This is a genomic window from Actinacidiphila sp. bgisy160, from assembly GCF_057707815.1.
This window is the reverse complement of sequence record NZ_JBYIQW010000007.1, coordinates 141419-168125: the sequence shown is the minus strand read 5'-3', so window position 1 is coordinate 168125 and position 26707 is coordinate 141419. Positions and strand designations below refer to the sequence as shown.

General features: G+C 71.7%; 24 protein-coding genes. 6 read left to right on the top strand and 18 right to left on the bottom strand.

Annotated elements, in window-relative coordinates; translation table 11 throughout:
• Window positions 1-4 precede the first annotated feature (4 nt).
• A complete protein-coding gene (locus AC3EUJ_RS09520) occupies window positions 5-427 on the bottom strand; it encodes a DUF948 domain-containing protein (protein ID WP_431960597.1) in 423 nt (140 codons plus the stop codon).
• Between the two features lie 173 nt (window positions 428-600).
• Between AC3EUJ_RS09520 and AC3EUJ_RS09515 the strand changes: the two genes are divergently transcribed.
• Entirely contained in the window at window positions 601-2748 is a 2148-nt protein-coding gene (locus AC3EUJ_RS09515) for an ATP-binding protein (protein ID WP_431960596.1), read from the top strand.
• 97 nt (window positions 2749-2845) lie between these two features.
• Here AC3EUJ_RS09515 and rpsD read toward each other — a convergent pair whose 3' ends face one another.
• On the bottom strand, window positions 2846-3457 hold the full coding sequence (gene rpsD, locus AC3EUJ_RS09510) for a 30S ribosomal protein S4 (protein WP_319135001.1): 612 nt from the start codon (window positions 3455-3457) through the stop codon (window positions 2846-2848).
• Between the two features lie 199 nt (window positions 3458-3656).
• On the opposite strand from rpsD, the gene AC3EUJ_RS09505 reads away from it, so the two are divergent.
• The gene (locus AC3EUJ_RS09505; protein WP_431960641.1) at window positions 3657-4418 is read left to right on the top strand and encodes a DUF2470 domain-containing protein; all 762 of its coding nucleotides are present in this window, start codon (window positions 3657-3659) and stop codon (window positions 4416-4418) included.
• Here the strand turns inward: AC3EUJ_RS09505 and AC3EUJ_RS09500 are convergent.
• The gene (locus AC3EUJ_RS09500; protein WP_431960594.1) at window positions 4393-5742 is read right to left on the bottom strand and encodes a replication-associated recombination protein A; all 1350 of its coding nucleotides are present in this window, start codon (window positions 5740-5742) and stop codon (window positions 4393-4395) included. The two genes, AC3EUJ_RS09505 and AC3EUJ_RS09500, sit on opposite strands and share 26 nt — an antisense overlap.
• Window positions 5743-5786: 44 nt before the next feature.
• Complete coding sequence (locus tag AC3EUJ_RS09495) at window positions 5787-6431, bottom strand: vitamin K epoxide reductase family protein (protein ID WP_431960593.1); 645 nt, start codon at window positions 6429-6431, stop codon at window positions 5787-5789.
• A 281-nt stretch (window positions 6432-6712) separates the two neighbouring features.
• Here AC3EUJ_RS09495 and AC3EUJ_RS09490 point away from each other — a divergent pair, with 281 nt between their 5' ends.
• Together AC3EUJ_RS09490 and AC3EUJ_RS09485 are read left to right on the top strand one after the other, a co-directional pair.
• A complete protein-coding gene (locus tag AC3EUJ_RS09490) occupies window positions 6713-7522 on the top strand; it encodes an SAM-dependent methyltransferase (RefSeq protein WP_431960592.1) in 810 nt (269 codons plus the stop codon).
• Window positions 7519-9627: a putative bifunctional diguanylate cyclase/phosphodiesterase gene (locus AC3EUJ_RS09485; RefSeq protein ID WP_431960591.1), complete on the top strand. Its 2109-nt coding sequence runs from the start codon at window positions 7519-7521 to the stop codon at window positions 9625-9627. The genes AC3EUJ_RS09490 and AC3EUJ_RS09485 overlap by 4 nt, the downstream gene beginning before the upstream one ends.
• Window positions 9628-9723: 96 nt before the next feature.
• Here AC3EUJ_RS09485 and hisS read toward each other — a convergent pair whose 3' ends face one another.
• Together hisS and AC3EUJ_RS09475 are read right to left on the bottom strand one after the other, a co-directional pair.
• Window positions 9724-10986, bottom strand: a complete 1263-nt coding sequence (gene hisS / locus AC3EUJ_RS09480; protein ID WP_431960590.1) for a histidine--tRNA ligase — start codon at window positions 10984-10986, stop codon at window positions 9724-9726.
• Window positions 10987-11000: 14 nt separating this feature from the next.
• The gene (locus tag AC3EUJ_RS09475) at window positions 11001-11717 is read right to left on the bottom strand and encodes an MBL fold metallo-hydrolase (protein ID WP_431960589.1); all 717 of its coding nucleotides are present in this window, start codon (window positions 11715-11717) and stop codon (window positions 11001-11003) included.
• A 189-nt stretch (window positions 11718-11906) separates the two neighbouring features.
• Here AC3EUJ_RS09475 and AC3EUJ_RS09470 point away from each other — a divergent pair, with 189 nt between their 5' ends.
• Entirely contained in the window at window positions 11907-12731 is an 825-nt protein-coding gene (locus AC3EUJ_RS09470) for a peptidylprolyl isomerase (protein WP_431960588.1), read from the top strand.
• Between the two features lie 220 nt (window positions 12732-12951).
• The gene (locus tag AC3EUJ_RS09465; RefSeq protein WP_431960587.1) at window positions 12952-14181 is read left to right on the top strand and encodes a DUF349 domain-containing protein; all 1230 of its coding nucleotides are present in this window, start codon (window positions 12952-12954) and stop codon (window positions 14179-14181) included.
• 105 nt (window positions 14182-14286) lie between these two features.
• Here the strand turns inward: AC3EUJ_RS09465 and AC3EUJ_RS09460 are convergent, their stop codons facing one another.
• The 12 genes from AC3EUJ_RS09460 to AC3EUJ_RS09405 form a co-directional block, all read right to left on the bottom strand.
• Complete coding sequence (locus AC3EUJ_RS09460) at window positions 14287-16746, bottom strand: RelA/SpoT family protein (RefSeq protein WP_431960586.1); 2460 nt, start codon at window positions 16744-16746, stop codon at window positions 14287-14289.
• 210 nt (window positions 16747-16956) lie between these two features.
• Window positions 16957-17517, bottom strand: coding sequence for an adenine phosphoribosyltransferase (locus AC3EUJ_RS09455; RefSeq protein ID WP_431960585.1), 561 nt, complete (start codon window positions 17515-17517; stop codon window positions 16957-16959).
• Between the two features lie 55 nt (window positions 17518-17572).
• The gene (gene secF, locus AC3EUJ_RS09450; protein ID WP_431960584.1) at window positions 17573-18709 is read right to left on the bottom strand and encodes a protein translocase subunit SecF; all 1137 of its coding nucleotides are present in this window, start codon (window positions 18707-18709) and stop codon (window positions 17573-17575) included.
• A complete protein-coding gene (gene secD, locus AC3EUJ_RS09445; RefSeq protein WP_431960583.1) occupies window positions 18709-20469 on the bottom strand; it encodes a protein translocase subunit SecD in 1761 nt (586 codons plus the stop codon). The genes secF and secD overlap by 1 nt, the downstream gene beginning before the upstream one ends.
• A 107-nt stretch (window positions 20470-20576) precedes the next feature.
• Window positions 20577-20996, bottom strand: coding sequence for a preprotein translocase subunit YajC (yajC, locus tag AC3EUJ_RS09440; protein WP_431960582.1), 420 nt, complete (start codon window positions 20994-20996; stop codon window positions 20577-20579).
• Between the two features lie 161 nt (window positions 20997-21157).
• The gene (gene ruvB / locus AC3EUJ_RS09435; RefSeq protein WP_431960581.1) at window positions 21158-22222 is read right to left on the bottom strand and encodes a Holliday junction branch migration DNA helicase RuvB; all 1065 of its coding nucleotides are present in this window, start codon (window positions 22220-22222) and stop codon (window positions 21158-21160) included.
• A gap of 31 nt (window positions 22223-22253) precedes the next feature.
• Window positions 22254-22868 (bottom strand): Holliday junction branch migration protein RuvA, encoded by a 615-nt coding sequence (gene ruvA, locus AC3EUJ_RS09430; RefSeq protein ID WP_431960580.1) that lies wholly within the window; start codon window positions 22866-22868, stop codon window positions 22254-22256.
• On the bottom strand, window positions 22865-23395 hold the full coding sequence (gene ruvC, locus AC3EUJ_RS09425) for a crossover junction endodeoxyribonuclease RuvC (RefSeq protein WP_431960579.1): 531 nt from the start codon (window positions 23393-23395) through the stop codon (window positions 22865-22867). The genes ruvA and ruvC overlap by 4 nt, the downstream gene beginning before the upstream one ends.
• A 132-nt stretch (window positions 23396-23527) precedes the next feature.
• Window positions 23528-24280 (bottom strand): YebC/PmpR family DNA-binding transcriptional regulator, encoded by a 753-nt coding sequence (locus AC3EUJ_RS09420; RefSeq protein WP_431960578.1) that lies wholly within the window; start codon window positions 24278-24280, stop codon window positions 23528-23530.
• A gap of 61 nt (window positions 24281-24341) precedes the next feature.
• Window positions 24342-24941: a pyridoxal 5'-phosphate synthase glutaminase subunit PdxT gene (pdxT, locus tag AC3EUJ_RS09415; protein ID WP_431960577.1), complete on the bottom strand. Its 600-nt coding sequence runs from the start codon at window positions 24939-24941 to the stop codon at window positions 24342-24344.
• Between the two features lie 86 nt (window positions 24942-25027).
• Window positions 25028-25942, bottom strand: coding sequence for a pyridoxal 5'-phosphate synthase lyase subunit PdxS (gene pdxS / locus AC3EUJ_RS09410; protein ID WP_431960576.1), 915 nt, complete (start codon window positions 25940-25942; stop codon window positions 25028-25030).
• 148 nt (window positions 25943-26090) lie between these two features.
• Window positions 26091-26648 carry a LemA family protein gene (locus AC3EUJ_RS09405; protein ID WP_431960575.1) on the bottom strand — a complete coding sequence of 186 codons (558 nt, stop codon included), beginning with the start codon at window positions 26646-26648 and terminating at the stop codon, window positions 26091-26093.
• Window positions 26649-26707 lie beyond the last annotated feature (59 nt).

The window sequence follows — 26707 nt, the reverse complement described above, 5'->3', positions numbered from 1 at the left end:
CAGGTCAGCCCCTTGACTTACGGCGGCGGGCGGACGGGAGCGTCCGGCCGACGACCACGGTGCGCTTCTTGGCGGTGCCCTTGGCCTGGAGGGTGACCGCGCGCCGCACGCCGTAGCCGAAGGCCGCGACCTTCACGAGGGGCCCTCCGAAGGTCGAGGCGACGGTCGTGGACAGGGCGGAGGCGTTGGCGGTCACCTCGGCGACGTCGGAGGTGATGGTGTCCACGCGGGCCAGCTGGGCGTGGGCCGAGCGGACCGCCTCGGAGGCCTCGCCGAGCAGCGGCACGGCCTGGTCGGTCACCTCCGCGACGAGGCGGGTGGCCTGACGGAGCGCCTGGGCGAGCCGCACGAGTGCCACGGCGAGGAACGACACCAGGATCGCCCAGAAGACGGCCACGATGAGGCCGGCCACCTCTCCACCGGACACGTTGCCACTCCCTCGGATCCACCGCGCCAACCAGGTACCGATACAGATACCGACCTTATCGCGACGGGCAGCACGCTCCGTACCGCATTGCGGGCCGGTACCGGCCGGGACCGCCCCCTGACCACGGGCCCGGATTGTACGTTCCGCTTATTTGACGATACCCTCCGTGACCCATGCGCCATGAGACGACGCCCGGCAACCTGCCGTGCGAGCTGAACCACTTCGTCGGCCGGCGGCGCGAGCTCGACGAGGTGGCCCGCCTGCTGGACAGGGTCCGGATGGTGACGGTGACCGGCGTCGGGGGGGTCGGCAAGACCCGGCTCGCGCTGCGCGCGGCGGCCGGGCTGCGCGCCGGGTTCGCCGACGGGGTCTGGCTGGCCGGGCTGGGGGATGTGAGGGACCCGGCGCTGGTGGATTACTCCGTGGCGGACGCGCTCGGCCTCACCGACCACACCACGCGCGGCCCCCGGGCCGCGCTCGGCGCCTTCCTGGCCCGCCGCCGGCTCCTGCTCGTCCTGGACTGCTGCGAACCGCAGGTGGAGGCGGCGGCGGAACTCGCCGACGCGATGCTGCGGCGGGCACCGGGACTGCGGTTGCTGACCACCAGCCGGCAGCCGCTGGGGGTGGCGGGAGAGCACATCGTGGCGCTGGAGCCGCTCGGCGACGCCGACGACGCGGTGGAGCTGTTCGCCGACCGGGCGTCCGCCGTGCTGCCGGGCTTCACCGTGGACGCGGGCAACCGGGCCGAGGTGGAGGAGCTGTGCCGCCGCCTGGACGGCATCCCGCTGGCGCTCGAGCTGGCGGCGGGCCGGGTGCGGGCACTGTCGGTGCGGCAGATCACCGGGCGGCTGGACGACCGCTTCCGGCTGCTGACCCGGCGCGGTGGCACGGGCGGTCCCGACCGGCACCGCGCGCTGCGCACCACGATCGGGTGGAGCCACGAGCTGTGCTCCCCGCGCGAACGACTGCTGTGGGCACGGCTGTCGGTGTTCGCCGGGGACTTCGACCTCGACGCGGCCGAGTACGTGTGCGCGGGCGGTGAGGTGAGCGCCGACGCGATGGTGGACCTGCTGGCGGACCTGGTGGACAAGTCGGTGGTGCTGCGCCGTGAAGTCGCCGGCGCGGTGCGCTACCTGCTGCTGGACACCCTGCGCGGGTACGGGCTGGGCTGGCTGCGCGAGCTGGGCGAGGAACGGCGGCTGCGGACCCGGCACCGGGACTGGTACCTGGGCTTCGCCACCTGGGGCGAGATGGAGTGGTTCGGCGCGCGGCAGGAGGAGATCTCGGCCGGCACCGAACGGGAGCTGGCCAACCTGCGGGCCGCGCTGGAGTTCTCCCTGGGGCACCCCGAGGAGCTGCGGACCGGGCAGTACCTGGCGGCGAGCCTGTGGTTCTTCTGGGTCGGCTGCGGCCGCCTCGCCGAGGGCCGGTACTGGCTGGAGCGCGCGCTGGCCGCCGGCCACGAGCCCACCGGCCAGCGGGCCAAGGCGCTGTGGGTGTGCGGTTACGTCTCGATCCTCCAGGGCGACGGCACCGCGGCGCTGGGCATGCTGTACGAGTGCCGGGAGCAGGCGCTGGCCACCGGCGACGCGACGGCGGTGGCGTACGCGGTGCACCGCATGGGGTGCGGGGCGCTGCTCAGCGACGACCTGCCGCGCGCCAGGGCGCTGTTCGAGGAGGCGCTGGGCCATTACCGGACGCTGGGCGAACTCAACAGCAACGTGATCATGGCCGAGGTCGAACTGGCGATGGCGGTGGCCTTCGAGGGGGACCTGGAGGGCGGGAGCGAGCGGTGCGACCGTATCCGCGAGGTCTGCGAGGACCACGGGGAGCGCTGGGCCCTGGCGTACGCGCTCTACACCCGGGCGGTCATCGCCTGGCGGCAGGACGACCCCGTGCTCGCCGCCGAGCTCGCGGCCGAGTGCGTGCGAATCAACCACGCGTTCCGCGACATGGTGGGCATCGTGCTCGGCATCGAACTGCTCGCGCTGCTGCGGGTCCCGGGGGACGCCCGCGAGGCGGCGGTGCTGCAGGGCGCGGCGAGCGGCATCTGGGGGCTCGTCGGGCTGCCGGTGTTCGGCTCGCGCCACTTCGGCATCCCCCACCAGCGCTGCGAGGAGCTGGCCCGCGCCGAACTGGGCCGGGTCGGCTACGAGGGGGCGTACGAGGAGGGCGGCGTCCTCGACCTCGACGCCGCGGTCGCCCGGGCCCTGACCGGGCTGCCCCCGACGCGTCCCGGCGCGTGTCCGCCCCGCGGTCCCATGCCGCCGGCCGACCCGCTGCGCGCCGGTGCGCCGCTCGGCCGGGCCGCCCAGGACTGACCGCCGCGCGCGGGCGCACCCGGGGACGCGAAAGCCCCGGCGCCCCGCCGGAAGGGCGGGGCGCCGGGGCTGACGTGCGTGCCGGGTGCGGCAGGCGTCAGCGAGCGTAGTACTCGACGACGAGCTGCTCGTCGCAGATCACGGGGACCTCACGACGGTTCGGCAGACGGTCCAGGCGGAAGGCCAGCGCCTGCAGGTTGACCTGCAGGTACTTCGGGGTCTCGCCGTCGCCGGCCCAGCCGCCCTCACGGGCGACCTGGAACGGGGTCTTGGAGCGGGAGCGCTCGCGGACCATCACGACGTCGTCGGGGGTGACGCGGAAGGACGGCTTGTCGACCTTGTGGCCGTTGACCTCGATGTGGCCGTGCACGACCATCTGGCGGGCCTGGTAGATGGTGCGGGCCAGACCGGCGCGCAGGACGAGGGCGTCCAGGCGGCGCTCGAGCTCGACGATCAGGGCCTCACCGGTCTTGCCGCTGACCTTGCGGGCGCGGTCGTAGGCGCGGGCCATCTGGCGCTCGGAGATGTCGTACTGCGCGCGCAGACGCTGCTTCTCCAGCAGACGGACCTTGTAGTCACTGTTCTGCTTGCGGCCGCGGCCGTGCTCGCCCGGCGGGTAGGGACGGGCCTCGAAGTACTTCACAGCCTTCGGCGTCAGGGCGATGCCGAGGGCACGCGACTTCTTGACCTTGGGACGCGACTGGTTCACGTTTCCCAGACCTCCATGTAAGTTAGGTAAGGCTTACCTTAGCGAAGGAGATCGTATGTCTCGCCCTGGGAACACCACGCGCATCACGGACGGTACGGACGCCGCACAGGGCGCCGCCGACGCCACCACGGGCGCCGACTTGACGGAGGTCCGATCAGCTCATGGTCAGCCGCGTCCCAGCGGGCATGAAATCGCCCGACTGCCGTCAGCAGCCGAGCGCACACGAACTCTCGTACAGAGTACCGCCTCCGCCATCCTGGTGATTCCCGGCCTGGCCCCCGGCCTCCCCGAGCTCATGGTTCCCGAGGAGCGAATCGTGGGTACCGACGGCGACCTCTTCCTGCTGTTCCCCGCGCAGTCGCCCGCCGTTCGGGCCGCGACGCACGCCGAGGACGACGACCTGACGGCTGTGCTCGACATCACTGACGTCGCCCCGGTGGCGGTGCCCGGACGCATTCGAGGCCGCGCCTGGATCGCGGGCTGGATCACCGTAGCGCGCGACCTGCCGGCCCCGGCCGGGAAGGTGCGGCTGCGGCTGGAGGTCGGCGAGGCGTCGCTGGACGACCTGTGGGGCGCCGGACAGGTGGAGCCGGAGGAGTTCGCCTCCGCCCGCCCCGACCCGCTCGTCGACCACGAGGCGGAACTGCTGCAGCACCTGGCGGCCGCCCATGCCGACCAGATGGGCTGGCTGTGCGCCCTCGCCGGCGGCGGCGCCGACAGCCGCAGCACGCCGACCACCGCGGTGCCGCTGGCGCTGGACCGCTTCGGACTGCGGGTGCGCTTCACCGGCGAGGACGGCGTCTTCGACGCCCGCTTCGAGTTCCCGGAGCCCGTACGCGGCCACGCCGGCCTGCACCGGGCCATGCACACGCTCTTCGACGCCGCGCGGGAGGCGACGACAAGTGCGGGACCGCTGACCACCCGGGTGCCGCGCGCTACTCCCCCGCCAGCCGCTCCCTGACCCGCTCCAGCACGTCGGCGTAGCGGGCCTCGGCGCCGTAGCGGGTCGGCTCGTAGTAGCGCCGGCCGTGGATCTCGTCCGGCGCGTACTGCTGGGCTGCGATGGCGCCGGGCAGATCGTGCGGGTACTGGTAGCCCTTGCCGTGGCCGAGTTTCGCGGCGCCCTTGTAATGGCTGTCGCGCAGATGGGCCGGGACCGGCCCCGCCTTGCCCGCCCGTACGTCGGCGAGCGCGGCCCCGATGGCCGTCGTGGCCGCGTTGGACTTGGGCGCCAGGGCGAGCGCGATCGTGGCGTGGCTGAGGGTGAGCGCTGCCTCCGGGAAGCCGATCATGGCAACCGCCTGTGCCGCGGCGACCGCCGTGGGCAGCGCGGTCGGGTCGGCCAGGCCGATGTCCTCGCTCGCGGAGATCATCAGCCGGCGGGCGATGAAGCGCGGGTCCTCCCCCGCCTCGATCATGCGGGCAAGGTAGTGCAGGGCGGCGTCCACGTCCGAGCCGCGGATGGACTTGATAAGCGCGCTGGCCACGTCGTAGTGCTGGTCGCCGTCACGGTCGTACTTCACGGCGGCACGGTCGACGGTCTCCTCGAGGGTGCCCAGGGAGATCTCCGGCTCGCCCTTCGCCAGGGCCGCGCCCGCGCCCGCCTCCAGGGCGGTCAGCGCCCGGCGGGCGTCTCCGCCGGCGATCCGCAGCAGGTGCTCCTCGGTGTCCTCCGGCAGCGTGACCGCGCCCTTCAGGCCGCGCTCGTCGGTGAGCGCGCGGCGCAGCAGACCGCGCAGGTCGTCGTCGGTCAGCGGCTCCAGGGTGAGCAGCAGGGACCGGGACAGCAGCGGGGAGATGATCGAGAAGTACGGGTTCTCGGTGGTGGCGGCAATCAGGGTGACCCAGCGGTTCTCGACGGCGGGGAGCAGGGAGTCCTGCTGGGCCTTGCTGAACCGGTGGATCTCGTCGAGGAAGAGCACGGTGTCGCGGCCGTAGCCACCGGACTCGCGCTTGGCGCTCTCGATGACCGCGCGGACCTCCTTGACGCCCGCGGTGATCGCCGAGAGCTCGACGAAGCGCTTGTTGGTGGCGTGGCTGACGACGTAGGCGAGGGTCGTCTTGCCGATGCCCGGCGGGCCCCAGAGGATCACCGAGGACGGTCCCGCCGGTCCGCCGCCGCCCTCGCCGACCAGGCGTCGCAAGGGCGACCCGGGCCGGAGCAGATGCCCCTGCCCCACGACCTCGTCGAGGGTGCGCGGGCGCATCCGTACGGCCAGGGGGCTGCCTCCGGGCTCCCTCGACTGGCGTTCCTCTGCGGCGGCGGTGAACAGGTCGGGCTCCACGGCAAGGAAGCCTATGTCACCGCACTGACACCGCGTCCCCGCCGTCAGATCAGGGTGCTCCAGTACGTCCACCAACGGGTCAGGATCGCCACGGCGATCGCGCCGTACCAGAGGACGGGGACGACCCAGTGGAACTCCAGGACCAGGTCGCGGACGCGGGCGGGCGCCGGGATGATCTCGTGCTTGAGGTTGTGCACGAGGGTGTACCAGAACAGCGCGATGGTGACGACCCACGCCAGCGAGCACCACAGGCACAGCGAGCCGATGCTGTACAGCGACTGGTACTGCAGCCACGTGACGAAGCAGACGCCGAAGAGCGTCCCGGCCTGCAGGCCGAGCCAGAACCAGCGGCGGTAGCGGGCGCCGGCGAACATCCCCATGGCGAGGGCGATGACGACGGGGTAGGCGACCATGCCGATCATCGGGTTGGGGAAGCCGAAGGCGTGCGCCTGCTCGCTCTTCATGATGTTGCCGCAGGAGATGATCGGGTTCAGGCTGCAGCCGGGGACGAAGTTCGGGTCCTCCAGCAGCTTGAACTTGTCGATCGTGATGACCCACGAGGCGAGCAGGCCGAGCGCACCGCAGACCACGAGCAGCCAGGTGAAGGCCCTGCCCGCGCCGATGAGCCCGCCCGCGGACTCCTGGCTCCCGCTGTCGGTGCGAGCCGTGTCAACCGCCGTAGTCACCATGTCGCCGTTTCCGTGGGTCGGGGATGTGCCGCACTGCCCAACGCGTCGGACCCGCCGGAAGTGCCGGTTCCCATGGTGCCGTGTCACCCGTCCGAGCGACAACGGCCGGGCGGAAGAGCGGAATTCGAGAGCGCTTCGTGTACCCCGTGTCGCTCTGTGCTATCGACGTGTCGCACACCGACGTGAAGCCACACTCTCCGAGAATGCGCAGATATCAGGCATATAGGATTCTAAGTGGACCCGAGGATCCGAGGATTCCCTCAGACGGGGAGAGGTGTCCCATGCGTCGACCGGAGTGGGTGCCCGCGGGGACGGACGTGGAGACTCCGAACGCCGCCCGGGTCTACGACTACTACCTGGGCGGATCCCACAACTTCGAGGCCGATCGCGACATGGCGCGGCAGGCCATGGCGCTGTGGCCCGACCTGCCGGTGATCATGCGGGCCAACCGCGCCTTCCTCCGCCGCGCGGTCCAGTACCTCGCCTCCCTGGGCATCACCCGCTTCCTGGACATCGGCTCCGGGATCCCGACCTTCGGCGCCGTGCACGAGGTCGCGCGGGCCGTCCGCCCCGAGGCGCGCGTGGTGTACGTGGACCTGGACCCGATCGCGGTGGCGCACAGCCGTCTGCTGCTCCAGGACGACCCGCTGAGCGCCATGGTCATGGCCGACATGACCGACACCGGCGATCTGCTCTCCCGGCCCGAGGTCACCGCCCTGCTCGCGCCCGGGGAACCGGTCGCGGTGCTGCTGGTGGCGATGCTCCACTTCGTCACCGACGCCGAGGACCCCGGCAAGATCGTGGGCGCGCTGCGCGACGCCATGCCGCCCGGCAGCCATCTGGTGCTCACCCACGCCTCCCGGGAGAGCCGCCCGGAGCAGGCGGACTCGCTCGCCGAGCTGTACGCCCGGCGCACCACCACGCCGCTGGTCATGCGGACAAGGAAGGACGTGACGGCCTTCTTCGACGGCTGGCGGCTCCTGCCGCCGGGTGTCGTCTGGCTGCCCGAGTGGCACCCGGAGGACCCGGAGTCGGTGGGGCCGCATCCCGAGTGGTTGTCGGGCCTGGCCGGCGTGGGACGGCGGCCGTGAGGGAGTCGCCGTCCACCGTCGCAGGGCCCGCCCCGGACTTCGCGGACGCCTGGTCCCGCCTGCTGCGTTCAGGCCCGGGGCTGGCGCTGCCCCCGCTGACCCTGCGCCGGGTGGCGGCCACCACCGCGGACCTGCTCGGCCGGGCGCTCGGCGACCGCACCTGCGACACCTCCCTCGCGGAACAGGCCGGCACGCTGCTGGTGGAGGCCCACTTCACCGATCCGGAGATCCTGGCGGCCGCCGTGGCGCTGCTGCAGATCCAGCCGGCCGGTCCCGAGCGGGTACCCGGCGTGGCCGGCGCCTTCGCCTCCGGCTGGGCGGCCGCGCTGCGCGAGCGGACGCTGCGGGAGCAGGAGGCGATCCAGCGCGCGGCGTTCCGGGCCCGCGAGGACGCCGAGCGGGCCCGGCGCGCCTCGGAGGCCCGCTTCCGCGCGCTGTTCGAGCACGCCGCCATCGGCATCGGCATCGCGGACGTGGACGGCACGATCGTGCAGGTCAACCAGGCGCTCCGGGACCTGCTCGGGGCGGCGCGCCAGGAGGATCTGCGGGGCCGCCGGGTCACCGAGCTGGTGCACCCCGAGGACGCACCGGGGGTGTGGGAGGCGTACGACGAACTGGTCAACGGACGCCGCGAGCGGTTCCAGTGCGACAAGCCGTACTACCGGCGCGACGGCGAGGTGGTGTGGACGCACCTGACGGTCTCGCTGATCCGCGACGAGCACGGCGAACCCCGCTACCAGGTGGCGATGGTCGAGGACATCACCGACCGCTACCGGCTGCAGGAGCGCCTGCGCCACCAGGCCACCCACGACCCGCTGACCGGGCTGCCCAACCGCACCGCGTTCTTCGAGCGGCTGGAGGGCCTCTTCGAACAGCCGCAGCCCGGCGCGCGCTTCGGCCTGTGCTACGTCGACCTCGACGGCTTCAAGGTCGTCAACGACAGCCTCGGTCACGAGACCGGGGACCAGTTGCTGACCGCCGTGGCCGAACGTCTGGACGCCGCGCTCTCCCCGCTGGGGCACCTGGTGGCCCGGCTGGGTGGCGACGAGTTCGTGGTGCTGCTGGAGGAGTGCCGCGGCGACCAGGAGGCGGTGGCGGTCGCCAAGCTCGTCCTGGCCACCCTCTCCCGGCCCTTCCTCGTGGGCGGCCAGCAGCTGACGATCGGCGCCAGCGTGGGGGTGCTGGCGCAGCGGATCGCCGCCACGACCCCCGGCGCGGCGGTGCGGGCGGCGGATCTGACGCTGTACCGCTCCAAGGAGGCCGGAAGGGGCCGCTGGACGCTCTTCGACCCCACGCACAACGCGCGTGCCGTGAGCCGGTACGCCATCTCCGTACGGCTGCCGGTGGCGCTGGACCGCGGGGAGTTCTTCGTGGACTACCAGCCGCTGTGCTCGCTCGCCGACGGCTCCCTGGTGGCGGTGGAGGCCCTGGTGCGCTGGCGTCACCCGCAGTTCGGGGTGCTGGGGCCGGACGAGTTCGTGGGGACGGCGGAGGAGACCGGGCTGATCATGCCGCTGGGCCGGTGGATCCTGGAGCGCGCGGTCGGTCAGGCGGCCGCCTGGGTGCGGCGCTACGGGGAGGCGGCCCCGCAGATCAACGTGAACCTGGCGGTACGGCAGATCCGCAACCCCGGCCTGGTGAACGACGTCACGTCGATCCTGGACAGCACCGGCCTCGAACCGGGGCGGCTGGAGCTGGAGATCACCGAGAGCGCCGTGATCGGACCCGAGGACGAGTCGCTGCGCGCCCTGCAGGCGATCGCCGACGCAGGGGTCTCACTGGCCGTCGACGACTTCGGCACCGGCTGGTCGAACCTCGCCTATCTGAGGGACCTTCCGGTGTCCGGGCTGAAGATCGCCGGAGCGTTCGTCACCGACCCCCACCGCGCCGGGACGGATGACCCGGTGGGCTGGCGGATCGTCGGCGGACTGGTGTCGCTGGCGCACGCGCTCGGCCTCACCGTCACCGCCGAGGGCGTGGAGAGCTCCCAGCACGCCCGGCGCCTGCGCTCGCTGGGCTGCGACTGGGGCCAGGGCTGGTACTTCGGGCGGCCGATGCGGCCGGAGCGGATCGCCCGGTGGATCGAGCGGGGACGGCCGGACTGACCGGCGGTCAGGTGGCAGCCGACCGGCGGTCTGTGCTCCGACGGCGCGGCCGGCCGGTGGCAGCACCGGCCGGCCGCGTGATGACCCGCGGACGGTTCAGGTGAGCCGCACGCGCACGGCCGCGACGACGCCGTCGAGCGGCACGGCGTCCTGCTCGCCGCTCTCCAGGTCCTTCAGCTGGACGACGCCCTCGGCGAGGTCGCGCTCACCGGCGACGATCGCGAAGCGGGCACCGGACCGGTTGGCGGACTTCATGGCGTTCTTCAGGCCCTTGCCGCCGAAGGCGAAGTCGGTGGCGATCCCCGCCCGGCGCAGCTCGGTGACCGCGGCGAACAGCACGCGGCGCGCCTCCTCGCCCATCGGCACCGCGAACACCTGGGTGGCCGCGGGCAGTTCGAGCTCGATGCCCTCGGCCTGAAGGGCCAGCACCGTACGGTCCACCCCCAGCGCCCAGCCGACCGACGGCAGCGCCGGGCCGCCGATCATCTCGGACAGGCCGTCGTAGCGGCCGCCGCCACCGACCGCGGACTGCGAGCCGAGGCCGTCGTGCACGAACTCGAAGGTGGTGCGGGTGTAGTAGTCCAGGCCGCGCACCAGCTTCGGGTCGTCCTCGAACTCCACGCCCGCGGCCGTCAGCAGCTCGCGCACCTGCTCGTGGTAGGCCTTGCAGGCCTCGCACAGGTGGTCGCGCATCATCGGGGCGCCGACGAGCTGCTTCTGGACGCTGTCGCGCTTGTCGTCCAGGACGCGCAGCGGGTTGATCTCGATCCGCCGGCGGGTGTCCTCGTCGAGGTCGAGTCCGCGCAGGAAGTCCTGGAGGGCGGCCCGGTAGACCGGACGGCACTCGCGGTCGCCGAGCGAGTTGAGCAGCAGCCTGAAGTTCCGCAGCCCCAGGGAACGGTAGGCGTCCACGGCGAGGATGATCAGCTCGGCGTCGAGCGCCGGGTCCTCGGCGCCGATCGCCTCCGCGCCGACCTGGGAGAAGTGGCGGTAACGCCCGGCCTGCGGGCGCTCGTAGCGGTAGTACGAGCCGGAGTACCAGAGCTTGACCGGCAGGTTGCCGGCCTTGTGCAGGTTGGCCTCCAGAGCGGCGCGCAGCACGGAGGCGGTGCCCTCGGGGCGCAGCGCGAGGTTCGTGCCGCCCTTGGTGGTGAGGGTGTACATCTCCTTGGTCACGATGTCGGTGGACTCGCCGACGCCGCGGGAGAAGAGTTCGACCTGCTCGAAACCGGGGGTCTCGACGTAGCCGTAGCCGGCCCGCCGCAGCGGCTCGGCGAGCGCCTCGCGCACCGCCAGGAACACGGCGGAGTCGGGCGGCAGGAGGTCATAGGTGCCCTTGGGGGCCTGGAAGGTGCTCACTGTGAGGTCTCTCGTCACATTCCTCGTCGCGGAGGGGCGGGGTGGTCGTCCCCTCCGAGGCCGCGGGCCACCTCCGCCAGATACGGGTTGGTGGCGCGCTCACGGCCGATGGTCGTCTGGGGTCCGTGGCCGGACAGCACCACGGTCGAGTCGTCGAGCGGCAGGCACACACGGGCCAGCGAGGCGTACAGCTCGTCCATGGAACCGCCGGGCAGATCGGTGCGGCCTACGGAGCCGGCGAAGAGCAGGTCGCCCGAGAAGAACACCGAGGGGATCTCGGCGGTCTCGGGGAGCCGGAACGTCACCGACCCCTCGGTATGGCCGGGCGCGTGCGCCACGGACAGCTCGAGACCGGCGAGTCCCAGCGTGCTGCCGTCGGCGAGCTCCTTCACGTCGTCCGGCTCGCCGATGGCCAGTTCGCCGAGCAGCTGCGCGCCGATCGAGCGGCCGAGGGCCTTCTCCGGGTCGTTCAGCATGTAGCGGTCCCTGGGGTGGATCCAGGCAGGGACGCCATGGGCCCCGCAGACCGGGACGACCGAGGCCGTGTGGTCGAGATGGCCGTGGGTGAGGATGACGGCGACGGGCTTGAGACGGTGTCTGGCGAGCGTGTCCTCGACGCCCTGGGCCGCTTCGTGGCCCGGGTCGATGATCACGCACTCCTCACCGGCGGCGGGGGCGACCACGTAGCAGTTGGTGCCCCAGGCCCCGGCGGGGAACCCGGCAATGAGCACGTTCGTCCTTCTGTCGGCTGTCGTTCTCGGCAGGTCGTGACCGCACGGTGGCGGCCCCACGAGCCTACCGGCGGCGACGCGGCCATCGCGAACCAGTAACGTCGCTGGACGGGGGGCGCGCCGGACGCAAAGATCGGCGACGTACTCACATTCGGACGCGACGAGCAGAAGTCATCGGGAGACGGCTCAGTGGTCACCAAGGATCAGCGGCGGCGCCAGCTCGCCCGGGAGAAGTTCGAGCGGCAGCATGAGCGCCGTGTGCAGGCCCAGCGCAAGGCCGTGCGGCGCAACGCGGTGGTCGCCGCCGTGCTCGCGGTCGTGCTGGCGGCCGGTGCCACGGCCTGGGCGGCGGGTGCCTTCAGCCCGGACTCCAAGAACAACGACGCCGCGGCCGCGGACGTCTCCCCCACCCCCGCGGAACCGAGCAAGGCGCCCGACCCCTGCGCCAAGCCCGCCGAGGGCAACCCCGGCACGGAGCAGTGGAAGAAGGAGCCCGCGGTCACCATCGACACCGCGGCCAAGTACACCCTCACGCTCCAGACGACCTGCGGTGACATCGCGCTGGACCTCGACGCGAAGAACGCCCCGCACACGGTCAACTCCTTCGCGTTCCTGGCCGGCAAGGGCTACTTCGACCACACGAAGTGCCACCGGCTCACCACCAGCGGCATCTATGTGCTGCAGTGCGGCGACCCGACGGCCCAGGGCACCGGCGGTCCCGGCTACACCATCCCGGACGAGAACCTGAAGGCGAAGGAGATCGCCGGGGGCACGTACCCGGCGGGCACGGTCGCCATGGCCAACACCGGCCAGGCGCACACCGGCGGCAGCCAGTTCTTCCTGGTCTACAAGGACAGCCCGCTGCCCCCGAACTACACCCCGTTCGGGACGATCGGCGCGGCCGGCATGGAGGTGCTGGACAAGATCGCGGCCGCGGGCGAGACGACCGGCGCCGGTGACGGCGCCCCGAACGCCACCGTGGTGATCAACAAGGCGACGGTCGGTACGTCCTGACCGCCGCGTCCCGCACCCGCGGGTTAATTTCGCGGGTGCGGGATGCGGACAGCCGGGGCACCGGTCGCCTATGTTGGCGTTGTGTAGGGTGCCTGCTCCGACGGCTGCACCATGGATGTGAGCGGACCGTCGGACCGGTCAGGGCTCGGCCCGGCCGAATGGAACTGTGGACGATGCCCGCGAGCCGTGCGACGGCCGGGCATCACGTGGAGGAGGCGCTGTGAGCAGCGACCCGTGGGGCCGCGTCGACGAGACGGGGACCGTGTACGTGCGTACGGCCGATGGCGAGCGTGAAGTCGGCTCGTGGCAGGCGGGCTCCCCTGAGGAGGCGCTGGCCTACTTCGAGCGGAAATACGAGGGCCTCGTCGTCGAGATCGGCCTCCTCGAACGCCGGGTGAAGACCACCGACCTGTCCCCCAAGGACGCGTTGACCGCCATCGATCACCTGCGCGCCACGGTGACCGAGGCCCACGCCGTGGGCGACCTGGCCGCCCTCGCCAAGCGGCTGGACGCGCTGACCGAGCAGGTCGACGCGCGCCGCGAGGAGCGCAAGGTCGCCAAGGCCAAGGCCTCCGAGGAGGCCAGGACGGCCAAGGAGGACCTGGTCACCGAGGCCGAGCAGCTGGCGCAGAGCGAGCAGTGGCGCGCCGCCGGCGAGCGGCTGCGCGCGCTGGTCGACACCTGGAAGGGCCTGCCCCGGCTGGACCGCAAGACCGACGACGAGCTGTGGCACCGCTTCAGCCACGCCCGTTCGGTCTTCTCCAAGCGGCGAAAGGCGCACTTCGCGGCACTCGACGCGCAGCGCGAGGACGCCCGCCGGCGCAAGGAGAAGCTGGTCGAGGAGGCGCAGGCGCTGTCCGGCTCCACCGACTGGGGCCCGACGGCGGCGCGCTACCGCGAGCTGATGGCGGACTGGAAGGCCGCCGGCCGCGCCCAGCGCGAGGCGGAGGAGGACCTGTGGAACCGCTTCCGCGGTGCCCAGGACGTCTTCTTCGCGGCCCGCTCGGAGGTCTTCGCCGAGCGGGACACCGAGCAGCGCGAGAACCTCGCGCTGAAGGAGGAGCTGGCCATCGAGGCCGAGAAGCTGCTCCCGGTCACCGACCTGAAGGCGGCGCGCGCGGCCTTCCGCGGCATCAACGAGCGCTGGGAGGCGATCGGCCACGTGCCGCGCGACGCCCGGCCGCGCATCGAGGGCCGCATGCACGCGGTGGAGCGCGCGATCCAGGAGGCCGAGGAGTCCGAGTGGCGCCGCACCAACCCCGAGGCGCGGGCGCGTGCCGCGGGCCTGACCGGGCAGCTCCAGGCGGCCGTCGACAAGCTGCGTGAGCAGATCGAGGCGGCGCGGGCGGCGGGCAACACCTCCAAGGCCGACAAGCTCCAGCGGGAACTCGACGGGCGGCAGGTGCTGCTCGACCAGGCGCTCAAGTCCCTGGACGAGTTCGGCGGCTGAGACGCTGACGTGGTGGTCCGGGGGCCTCCCCGGACCACGGCGAAGGGCCCGTACGCGAGGCGTACGGGCCCTTCGCCGTGTCGTGCCGGGTCAGGCCTGGCAGGCCTAGCGCTGGCGCGCCGAGGTCACGCGGTACACGTCGTAGACGCCCTCGACGCCGCGGACGGCCTTCAGGACGTGCCCGAGGTGCTTGGGGTCGCCCATCTCGAAGGTGAAGCGCGAGGTGGCCACCCGGTCGCGGGAGGTCTGGACGGCGGCGGACAGGATGTTGACGTGCTGGTCGGACAGCACGCGCGTGACGTCCGACAGCAGGCGGGACCGGTCCAGCGCCTCGACCTGGATGGCGACCAGGAAGACCGAGGACTGGGTCGGCGCCCACTCGACGTCGATGATCCGCTCGGGCTGCTGCGAGAGCGACTCGACGTTCACGCAGTCGGCCCGGTGCACGGAGACGCCGTTGCCGCGGGTGACGAAGCCGATGATCGGATCGCCCGGCACCGGGGTGCAGCAGCGTGACAGCTTGACCCAGACGTCCTTCTCACCCTTGACGATGACACCCGGGTCGGCGGCCGAACGCCGCTTGGTGCGGCTGCGCGAGGGGGTCGTGACCTCGGCGATGTCCTCGGTCGCGCCCTCCTCGCCGCCCAGGGCCTCGACGAGCTTGTGCACGACGGACTGCGCGGTGATGTGCCCCTCGCCGATCGCCGCGTAGAGCGCGGAGATGTCGGGGTAGCGCATCTCGTGCGCGAGCGTGACCAGGGAGTCGCCGGTGAGCACCCGCTGGATCGGCAGGTTCTGCTTGCGCATCGCGCGCGCGATGGCTTCCTTGCCCTGCTCGACGGCCTCCTCGCGGCGCTCCTTGGAGAACCAGGCGCGGATCTTGTTACGGGCACGCGGGGACTTGACGAAGCCGAGCCAGTCTCGGGACGGGCCGGCGCCCGCCGCCTTGGAGGTGAAGACCTCCACGGTGTCGCCGTTGTCCAGGGTCGACTCCAGCGGCACCAGACGGCCGTTGACCCGGGCCCCTATCGTGCGATGGCCGACCTCGGTGTGGACGGCGTACGCGAAGTCGACGGGGGTCGCGCCGGCGGGCAGCGCGATGACATCACCCTTGGGGGTGAAGACGAAGACCTCGTTGCGCGACAGGTCGAAGCGCAGCGACTCCAGGAACTCGCCAGGGTCCTCGGTCTCCTTCTGCCAGTCGAGCAACTGCCGCAGCCACGCCATGTCGTTGACGGCGTCGTCCTTCTTGGCGGACTTGGGGCTGTCGGTGCGCACCTTGGAGGCGCCGGCGACGGCCTCCTGCTTGTACTTCCAGTGCGCCGCGATGCCGTACTCGGCGCGGCGGTGCATGTCGAAGGTGCGGATCTGGATCTCGACCGGCTTGCCGCTGGGCCCGATGACCGTCGTGTGGAGCGACTGGTACATGTTGAACTTGGGCATCGCGATGTAGTCCTTGAACCGCCCCGGCACCGGGTTCCACCGCGCGTGGATGGTGCCCAGCGCCGCGTAGCAGTCGCGGACGGTGTCGACGAGGACGCGGATGCCGACCAGGTCGTAGATCTCGGCGAAGTCCCGGCCCCGCACGATCATCTTCTGGTAGACGCTGTAGTAGTGCTTGGGGCGGCCGGTGACGGTCGCCTTGATGCGGGCGGCGCGCAGGTCCTGCTGCACCTGGTCGGTGACGACCGCCAGGTACTCGTCCCGCTTGGGCGCGCGCTCGGCGACGAGCCGGACGATCTCGTCGTACATCTTGGGGTAGAGGATCGCGAAGGCGAGGTCCTCCAGCTCCCACTTGATGGTGTTCATGCCCAGCCGGTGCGCCAGCGGTGCGTAGATCTCCAGCGTCTCGCGGGCCTTCTTCTCCTGCTTCTCCCGCTTGAGGTACCGCATGGTGCGCATGTTGTGCAGGCGGTCGGCGAGCTTGATGACCAGGACCCGTGGGTCCTTGGCCATGGCGACGACCATCTTGCGCACCGTCTCGGCCTGCGCGGCCTCGCCGAACTTGACCTTGTCCAGCTTGGTGACGCCGTCCACCAGCAGGGCGACGGAGTCACCGAAGTCGCGCCGGAGCGCGTCGAGGCCGTACTCGGTGTCCTCGACGGTGTCGTGCAGCAGCCCGGCCATCAGCGTCGCCGGATCCATACCGAGCTCGGCCAGGATCGTGGTGACCGCGAGCGGGTGCGTGATGTACGGATCGCCGCTCTTGCGCTTCTGGCCCCGGTGCCACCGCTCGGCGACCTGGTAGGCGCGCTCGATCTGGCGCAGCTGGGACGGGTCGCCCTTCGGGTCGTTGCTGCGGACTATCCGCAGCAGGGGCTCCAGGACCGGGTTGTACGGACTGGACCGCTGGACGCCGAGCCGGGCGAGGCGGGCGCGGACCCGGTTGGAGGAGGTGGCGGGGCGGTTCGGGGCCACGCTGCCGGGAGTGCGTACGGGCCGGGCGGCAGGAGTCGCCGGGGCGGCGGGAGCGGGCTTGGCGGCCTTGCCCTCCGCGGGCGCGGCGGGCGCGACAGGAGGAGCCGCGGAGAGGGAAGCCGCCTGCTTCCCGTCTGCGGCGGTCATCGGCTGAGCCTGCCTGGCCTCTTCTTGCAAGGGCACTCCTTCTGGTCCCCTCCCGGCCGGAGACGGGCGAGGAGGGAGGTTCCGAGACACCATGGTAGCGATCTGATCGGGTGAACCGCGTCCCGTCCGCCCCGTGGACCCCCCGTGACGCCCGGAGGCGGGCCCCGTACCGCTTCCGCGGCCGGGACCCGCCTCCGGCGAGCCAGGGGCTCAGACCGCGATCAGCGCCTCCAGGGGAGCGCCGGCGAGGGACGGGGCGAGGCGGGCGCGGCCGCCGAGAAAGCCCAGTTCCAGGAGGACCGCGACGCCCGCGACCTGCGCGCCGCTCCGGCGGATCAGCTCCAGGGACGCCTCGGCCGTGCCGCCGGTGGCGAGCACGTCGTCGATGACCAGGACCCGGTCACCGGCCGAGAAGGCGTCCTGGTGGACCTCGATCTCGGCGGTGCCGTACTCCAGCTCGTACGCCTGGCCCAGCGTCGCCCCGGGCAGCTTGCCCGCCTTGCGCACGGGCACGAACCCGAGCCCGGCGCGGGCGGCCGCCGGGGCGGCGAGGATGAACCCACGCGCCTCCAGGCCGACGACCTTGTCGGCGCCGTGCCGGGCGCAGAGCCCGGCCAGGGCGTCGATCAGCGCGTTGAACGCCGCGGGGTCGGCCAGCAGCGGGGTGATGTCCTTGAACATCACGCCCGGCTTCGGATAGTCCGGCACGTCCCGGATACGGCTGAGCAGCAGGCTGCGCAGCCCCTCCGGGGTGGCGTCCGTCGTGGTCATCGCCTGTGTTCCTCGGTGCTTCGTCGCCGCGTGTCGTCGATCGTCCGGCCCGCCCTCAGCGGCGCTTGCCGGAGGGACGGTTGCGGCCACGGTTGTTACGGGCCGGCTGGGTGCGCTGGCCGCCGACGACGGCGCCCGCGTGGGCGTCCTCCTCCGGGTCGCCGTCCGCGTCCGCGGGGGAGGCGTCCTGCGGCTCGTCCGCGCCGTCGCCGCCACGGCGGGCGTCGGCGGCGCGCTTGGCGAGCACGCGCTTGCGCAGCGCCTTCATCTCCGGGTCGCGCTCCTTGAGGTCCGCGACCAGCGGGGTCGCGATGAAGATCGAGGAGTACGCACCGGCGGTGAGGCCGACGAAGAGCGACAGCGCGATGTCGTTGAGCATGCCCGCGCCCAGCAGACCGCCACCGACGAAGAGCAGGCCCGCGACCGGGAGCAGCGCCACGACCGTGGTGTTGATCGAACGCACCAGGGTCTGGTTGAGGCTGCGGTTGGCCACCTCGCTGTATGTGTAGCGGTTCTGCTTGGTGATGTCCTTCGTGGACTCCTTCAGGCCGTCGAAGACGACGACGGTGTCGTAGAGGGAGTAACCGAGGACGGTCAGCAGACCGATCACCGTGCCCGGGGTGACCTCGAAGCCCACGATCGCGTAGACGCCGATGGTGATCGTGAGGTCGTGGATGAGGGCGATCAGGGCGGCCACGGCCTTGCGCCACTCGAAGGCGATCGCCAGGTAGACCGTCACCAGGACCATGAAGATCACCAGGCCCTGGAAGGCCTTCTTGGAGATCTCGTCGCCCCAGCTCGGACCGATGATCTGCGGGTCGATGTCGTTGGACTTGACGTTCAGGTCCGTGGCGATCTCGCCCTGGATCTTCTTGGCCTCGGTGAGCGAGATGTCACTGATCTGGATGCGGACCGAGCCCGAGCCGAGCTTCTGCACGATGGCCTGGTGGCCGCCGGTGTTGTCGGCGATCTTGTCCTGGACCTGGCTGACCGACATCTCGGTCTTCGGGGTGGTGAAGACCGCGCCGCCGGAGAACTCGATGCCGAGCTTGAGTCCGTTGACGGCGAGACCGATGATCGCCGCGAGGGTGATCAGGACCGAGACGCCGTACCAGAGCTTGCGCTTGCCGACGAAGTCGTAGGCGATCTCGCCTCGGTGCAGGCGGTGCCCGAGGCTACCGAGCCGGGACATCAGGCCTCCTTGACGTCGGTACGGGCCGCGGGGCGGCGGGTGCGGCGCAGCGGGGGGTTGACGCCCAGGGCACGCGGGTCGAGCCCGGACCAGGGGTGTCCGCTGGCGTAGAACTTCTTGCGGGCCAGGATCGTCATCAGCGGCTTGGTGAAGAGGAACACCACGGCCACGTCGAGCAGGGTCGTCAGGCCCAGGGTGAAGGCGAAGCCCTGCACCTTGCCGACCGAGACGATGAAGAGCACGGCGGCGGACAGGAACGACACGAAGTCCGAGACGAGGATCGTGCGACGGGCGCGCGGCCAGCCGCGGGCGACGGCCGGCTGCAGGGAGCGGCCCTCCCGCAACTCGTCACGGATGCGTTCGAAGAAGACGATGAACGAGTCGGCGGTGATGCCGATGGCGACGATGGCGCCGCAGACGGCGGGCAGGTTCAGCGCGAAGCCGATGGCCGGGCCGAGCAGCGTCATGATCGCGTAGGTGAGGATCGCCGAGACGATGAGGCTCAGGATGGCCACGAAGCTCAGGCCGCGGTAGTAGGCGACCAGATAGAGCACGACCAGGGCGAGGCCGACGCCGCCGGCGATGAGACCACCGTGCAGCTGCTCGCCGCCGATCGCCGCCGACACCTTGGTGACGTCGGACTTGTCGAACGTGAGGGGCAGGGAGCCGTAGGACAGGACGTTCGCCAGTTCCTCGGAGCTCTCCTGGGTGAAGCTGCCGTAGATCTCGGCACTGCCGCTGAGGGTCTGGTTCACCGAGGGGGCGGAGACGACCTCGTTGTCCAGCACGATCGCGAACTGGTTGTTCGGCGGCTGCTGCTGGGACAGCTGCGAGGTGATCTTCGAGAAGGCCTTGGAGCCGGTGCCGTCGAAGTCCAGGGTGACGACCCAGCCGTTGCCGCCCTGGGTGTCGAACTGCGCGGCGGCCTTGCTGACGTTCTTGCCGTCCACCGCGGCGGGACCGAGGGCGTACTTGGCGCCGCCGTCCTGGCTGCACGCGACGATCTTGTCGGTCGGCTTGGCCTTGAGGTTCAGGTTGGCGCGCGCCTTGGCGTCGGAGCAGTCCAGCGCGGCGAGCTTGGCCTGCAGGTCCGCGGGGATGGAGGTGTCCATCGTGCTGCCGGGGGCCGCGGTGCTCGCCGAGGGCGACGGGTTGGGCGACGGTGCGCCCGAGGCGGAGGCGGACGGCGTCGAGGATGCCTTCAGCGCGTCGGTGACGGCGCGGCCCTGCGTCGAGGCGCTGTCGGACGGGGAGCCGGACGCCTTGGCCCCGGTCGAGGCGCTCGCGGACGGCGAGGCCGTGGACGAGGGCGAGCCCGAGGGGCTGCCGCTCGGCGAGGCCGGGGTCGCCGGGGTGTTGGCCACCTCGGCGAGCACGGGCCGGAAGTAGAGCTGGGCGGTGGTGCCGACCTGCTGCTCGGCCTGCGCGGCGTTGGTGCCCTTGGGGATGTTGACGATGATGTTCCGGTCGCCCTGGATCTGGCTTTCGGCTTCCGAGACACCGAGACCGTTGACCCGCCGGTCGATGATCGACTTGGCGGTCTCCATGTTGGTCTTGTTGATCGCGCCGGCCTGGTCGCTCTTGGCCGTCAGCGTGATGCTCGTACCGCCGGCCAGGTCGATGCCCAGCCGCGGGGTGGTGTGGCCGGAGAGGAACATCCCTCCGGTGAGCGCCACGATGGCCAGCAGGATCACTGCCAGCGCCCGCCCGGGGTATCCCTGGCTCCCCGAGGGCCTACGGCCCCTCTTCGGTGCTGCCACCTTCTCGTTTCTCCCTGTCCAACCGCCCTGCGGACCTGCGCGCGCAGCAGGGCGGCACGTTGAGTTGTACGGACTTGCCGAACCCTGCAAACGTACCGGCCGGGCCGTTACTTCTTGTCGGTGCCGTCCGTCTTGGAGACGTCCTCGGTCGCGCCCTCGTCGGTCTTGCTGAGGTCGACGGGCTCGTCGGCCGGCTCGTCGGCGTTCTCGACGTCCTCGGCGTCGTGCGCGTCGAGCTCCGGCTCGATGCCGTGGACGACGCGGTCGTACTCGGCCTGGTCGAGGACGGCGGCGATGGCGTTCTTCGCGAAGTGCGCGTGGACGCCGTCGGCCAGCTCCAGCAGGACCGTGTCCTCGTTGACCTCCTTGACGACGGCGTACATGCCGCCGATCGTCCGGATGCCCGAACCGGGGACCATCTGGTCACGCATCTGCGTGGCCTGGCGCTGCCGGTTCTTCGCGGAGCGGGTCATCAGCAGCATGACACCGATGATCAGGACGAAAGGCAGGATTTGAACCAGATTCATGGTGTCTTGACGATCCTTCGCACGGCCTTGCGGGCCTGGTCTACGGGATTGAGGGTGTCGGTCCCGGAGGGACGACGTCGGCGGAGTCTAAGCGTTCGTTCGCCGGTGGAACAACGCCAAGCATTACACCGAGGTTCCTGCGGCGGCGAGTCTCCCCGCCGTCAAGGGACGAACAGCCCGTCTTGCCCGGGTCCGGCGCCCTGTGGCGGCACAAGTCCAAGGTGTGCCCACGCGGCGGGTGTGGCGACACGGCCACGCGATGTGCGCGCCAGGAGCCCCTCACGCACCAGGAACGGCTCGGCCACCTCCTCCACCGTCTCCCGCTCCTCCCCCACGGCCACCGCCAGTGTCGACAGCCCCACGGGGCCACCGCCGAAGAGCCCCAGCAAGGCCCGCAGCACGGCGCGGTCCAGCCGGTCCAGGCCGCGGCCGTCGACCTCGTACACCTCCAGCGCCCGGCCGGCGACCTCACGCGTGATCACGCCGTCGGCCTTCACCTGCGCGAAGTCCCGTACGCGGCGCAGGAGTCGGTTGGCGATACGGGGGGTGCCGCGAGAGCGGCCGGCGATCTCGGCGGCACCCCCGGGCTCGATCTCGACGTCCAGCAGGCGCGCGGAGCGGTGGATGACCAGTTCCAGCTCGGACGGGGCGTAGAACTCCATGTGGCCGGTGAAGCCGAAGCGGTCGCGCAGCGGCGGCGGCAGCAGGCCGGCCCGGGTCGTGGCGCCGACCAGGGTGAACGGCGGCAGTTCGAGGGGGATGGCGGTGGCGCCTGGACCCTTGCCGACGATGACGTCGACCCGGAAGTCCTCCATCGCCATGTAGAGCATCTCCTCGGCGGGCCGGGACATCCGGTGGATCTCGTCGAGGAAGAGCACCTCGCCCTCGGCGAGGGAGGAGAGGATCGCCGCGAGGTCTCCGGCGTGCTGGATGGCGGGGCCGGAGGTGATACGGATCGGGGCGCCCATCTCGGCCGCGATGATCATCGACAGGGTCGTCTTGCCGAGCCCGGGGGCGCCGGAGAGCAGCACGTGGTCCGCGGTGCCGCCGCGCTGCCGCGCGGCCTTCAGCACCAGGTCGAGCTGCTCGCGGACCCGCTCCTGGCCGACGAACTCCTCCAGCGCCTTGGGCCGCAGCGCCGCCTCGACGGCCTGGTCCTCGCCGTCTGCGGCGGCGCCGACGAGACGGTCGGCGGTGGTCGGTACGGACTCGTCGTCCCAGTTCACTTCGGTGCGCCTTACGCTCGGCGGGCTACGGTCAGCGGGCTCGGTTCAGGGTCTGCAGGGCGGCCCGCAGGAGGGCCCCGACCTGCGGCTCGGCGCTCGCCTCGGCCTGCGGCGTCACGGCGGCCACGGCTTCCTCCGCCTCGCGCGGCTGGTAGCCCAGGCCGATCAGCGCGGCGTGCAGCTGCTCGCGCCAGGAGGCGGGTCCTGCGGCCACCGCGGGGCGTGCGGCGCCCGCCGCGCCCACGGGCGCGCCGAGGCGGTCCTTGAGCTCCAGCAGCAGCCGCTGCGCGCCCTTCTTGCCGATGCCCGGGACGGCGGTGAGGGCCTTCTCGTCGCCGGTGGCGACGGCCGTGCGCAGCGCGTCGGGGCTGTGCACCGCGAGCATGGCCTGGGCGAGCCGGGGGCCGACGCCGCTGGCGGTCTGGAGCAGTTCGAAGACCTGGCGCTCGTCGTCGTCGGCGAAGCCGTAGAGGGTGAGGGAATCCTCGCGGACGACGAGGGAGGTGGCGAGCCTGGCCTGCTCCCCCAGGCGCAGTGTGGCGAGGGTGCCCGGGGAGCACTGGACGGCCATGCCGATGCCGCCGACCTCGATCACGGCCGTGTCGGGGGCGAGGGCGGCGACCGGCCCGCTGACGAAGGCGATCATGTGCTGGGCTCCTGGATACGTGCGCGGGCGACGGCCTGCTGGAGTCGGTTGGTGGCGGTGCCGCGCCAGATGTGACAGATGGCGAGTGCCAGCGCGTCGGCGGCGTCGGCGGGCTTGGGCGGGGCGTCGAGCCGCAGGAGCCGGGTGACCATGGCGCCGACCTGCGCCTTGTCGGCCCGGCCGCTGCCGGTGACGGCGGCCTTGACCTCGCTGGGGGTGTGCAGGTGGACCGGCAGCCCGCGGCGGGACGCGCACAGGATGGCGACCGCGCTGGCCTGGGCGGTGCCCATCACGGTGCGCACGTTGTGCTGGCTGAAAACCCGCTCCACGGCGACCGCCTGGGGCGCGTACTCGTCCAGCCAGGCCTCTATGCCGCGCTCGACGAGCACAAGGCGATGGCCGATGTCGGCATCCGCCGAGGTGCGGACGACACCGACCCCGGCCATGCGCAGCGGCTTCCCCGGGGCTCCGTCCACCACGCCGACGCCGCACCGGGTCAGCCCCGGGTCCACGCCCAGCACACGCACCGCGCCCCTCCCTCCCTCGGACAGCCGTTCAGGTTCCTGGAGGCTATCGGGTGCCACCGACAACGACGGCGGCCCGGTGGGGGTGTGTCATCCCCACGGGCCGCCGTCCCGCCGTGCGTCGTACCGGACGGGTCAGGCCTCGACCTTCTCCATGATCTCGTCGGAGACGTCGAAGTTGGCGAAGACGTTCTGCACGTCGTCGCTGTCCTCGAGCGCGTCGATGAGCTTGAAGATCTTGCGGGCGCCCTCCTCGTCGAGCTCCACCTGCATGGTGGGGACGAAGTTGGCCTCCGCGGAGTCGTAGTCGATGCCGGCCTCCTGCAGCGCCGAGCGCACCGCGACGAGGTCGGTGGCCTCGCTGAGCACCTCGAAGGACTCGCCGAGGTCGTTGACCTCCTCGGCACCGGCGTCCAGGACGGCGCCGAGCACGTCGTCCTCGGAGAGCTCGCCCTTGGGGACGATCACGACGCCCTTGCGGTTGAACAGGTAGGACACCGAGCCCGGGTCGGCCATGGAGCCGCCGTTGCGGGTCATGGCGACGCGCACGTCGGAGGCGGCGCGGTTGCGGTTGTCGGTGAGGCACTCGATGAGCACCGCGACACCGTTGGGGCCGTAGCCCTCGTACATGATCGTCTCGTAGTCGGCACCGCCCGCCTCGAGACCGGCGCCGCGCTTGACCGCGCTGTCGATGTTCTTGTTGGGCACCGAGCTCTTCTTCGCCTTCTGAATGGCGTCGAAGAGGGTCGGGTTGCCGGACACGTCGGCACCGCCGGCACGAGCGGCGACCTCGATGTTCTTGATCAGCTTCGCGAAGAGCTTGCCGCGTTTGGCGTCAATCACGGCCTTCTTGTGCTTCGTCGTAGCCCATTTAGAGTGGCCGGACATCAGCCTGTCTCCTTCACGTCACCGATTGCTTCACGAACACTGCGATCCTACCGGGATCACCTCACCGGGCGGCGCGCACCATGTCCACGAAGTAGCGGTGCACCCGGTGGTCCCCGGTGAGTTCGGGGTGGAACGACGTGGCCAGCAGGTTGCCCTGGCGGACGGCGACGATCGTGCCGTCGTCGAGACGGGCCAGCGTGGCGACTTCGCTGCCGGTGGACTCGACCCAGGGGGCGCGGATGAAGACGCCCTCGACCGGGCCGCCTTCCACACCCTCGACCTCGACCCCGGTCTCGAAGGACTCGTTCTGCCGGCCGAAGGCGTTGCGGCGCACGATCATGTCGATCCCGCCGAAGGTCTCCTGGTCGTCCCTGCCGTCCAGGATCTTGTCGGCGAGCATGATCATGCCGGCGCAGGTGCCGTAGACCGGGAGCCCGTCCCTGATGCGGTCGCGCAGCGGTTCCATCAGGCCGAAGAGCGTGGCGAGCTTGGACATCGTGGTCGACTCGCCGCCGGGGACCACCAGGCCGTCCACCTCCGCCAGTTCGCCGGGCCGCCGCACGGGGCGGGCCAGGGCGTCGGCCTCGGCGAGCGCGACGAGGTGCTCGCGGACGTCGCCCTGCAGGGCGAGGACTCCGATGGTCGGGGTGCTGCTGGACACGGGGTTGGGACCTTCCGGAACGTCGGGTGGGGCAACGATCGATGGGCAGGCCGGCGCCGGCCTGCCCATCGAGGGGCGCGGGGCGCTTACCAGCCGCGGTTGGCGTAGCGCTCGGCCTCGGGGAGGGTGTCGCAGTTGATGCCCACCATGGCCTCGCCCAGGTTGCGGGAGGCGTCCGCGATGATCTTGGGGTCGTCGTAGAAGGTGGTGGCCTTCACGATGGCGGCGGCGCGCTTGGCCGGGTCGCCGGACTTGAAGATGCCGGAGCCGACGAAGACGCCCTCGGCGCCGAGCTGGCGCATCAGCGCCGCGTCGGCCGGGGTGGCGACACCACCGGCGGAGAACAGCACCACCGGCAGCTTGCCGAGCTCGGCGACCTCCTTGACGAGCTCGTACGGCGCGCGCAGTTCCTTGGCGGCGGCGTACAGCTCGTGGTTGTCGAAGCCGCGCAGGCGGGCGATCTCGTTCTTGATCTGACGCAGGTGGCGGACGGCCTCGACCACGTTGCCGGTGCCGGCCTCGCCCTTGGAGCGGATCATGGCCGCGCCCTCGGCGATGCGGCGCAGGGCCTCGCCCAGGTTGGTGGCACCGCAGACGAAGGGGGTGGTGAAGGCCCACTTGTCGGAGTGGTTGACCTCGTCGGCCGGGGTGAGGACCTCGGACTCGTCGATGTAGTCGACGCCGAGCGACTGCAGGACCTGGGCCTCGACGAAGTGGCCGATGCGCGACTTGGCCATGACCGGGATCGAGACGGCGTCGATGATGCCCTCGATCATGTCCGGGTCGGACATGCGGGCCACGCCGCCGTCCTTGCGGATGTCGGCCGGGACCCGCTCCAGCGCCATGACGGCGACGGCGCCCGCGTCCTCGGCGATCTTGGCCTGCTCGGGGGTGACGACGTCCATGATCACGCCGCCCTTGAGCTGCTCGGCCATGCCGCGCTTGACGCGGGCGGTGCCGGTCTCGGGGGACTCGGGGGTGCTGGGAAGCGTGGTGGACACGGGGACCTCACTCGGAGACTCAACTGCGGAATGGCGGCAACCCCCGGCGTCTGCCGGCCTCCTCACGGGCGACCGGCGGAACACCGATGGTTGCTCTGTGTTTCATGGTGGACCCCACGAAGTGGACCGCAAAAGGGCCAATCGCCCCTCAGTGGCCTGCCACGCCCTCCACCGTCAGGACGGCCGGCGGCTCGTCGTCCATCTCGAAGGTCACCGGCCGCGGCGCGTGCCCGGCGAGCCGGAACCAGCGCACCTTGCGGTGCTCGCGCAGCGCCCTGGCGGCGCGTACGGCGTCGTTGTGGAAGCGCCGCGCCATCGGCACCCGGCGCACCGCCTGGGTGAGCTCGTGGGCGGCCGCGTCGCCACCGGGGGCGGCCCGCACCGCGTCGACCGCGTCGGACTCGGCGAAGACGGCGCGCAGCGCCTGGCTCAGTTCGCTCTCGGCCACCTCGCGCCGTTCGTCCCGGGCCTGCCGGGCGGAGTGCGCCGCCTCGTAGAGCACGATGCTCGCCGCCGGGTCCAGCACCCCCGCGGTGGCCAGCTCCTGCGCCACGGAGGCCCTGCGCAGCAGCTGCGCGTCCAGTGCGGCCCGGGCGGCGTCGATACGGGTGTGCAGGCGGTCCAGCCGGCCCGCGGTCCAGCTCAGGTAGAGGCCGATGACGACCAGCGCCACGAGGACCCAGATGAAGGTGGTCACGGGCCGCAAGGCTACCGGTGCGCCCGGTACGGCCCATCGGGGCGACGGGCCGCCGGGCGCCGGTCGTG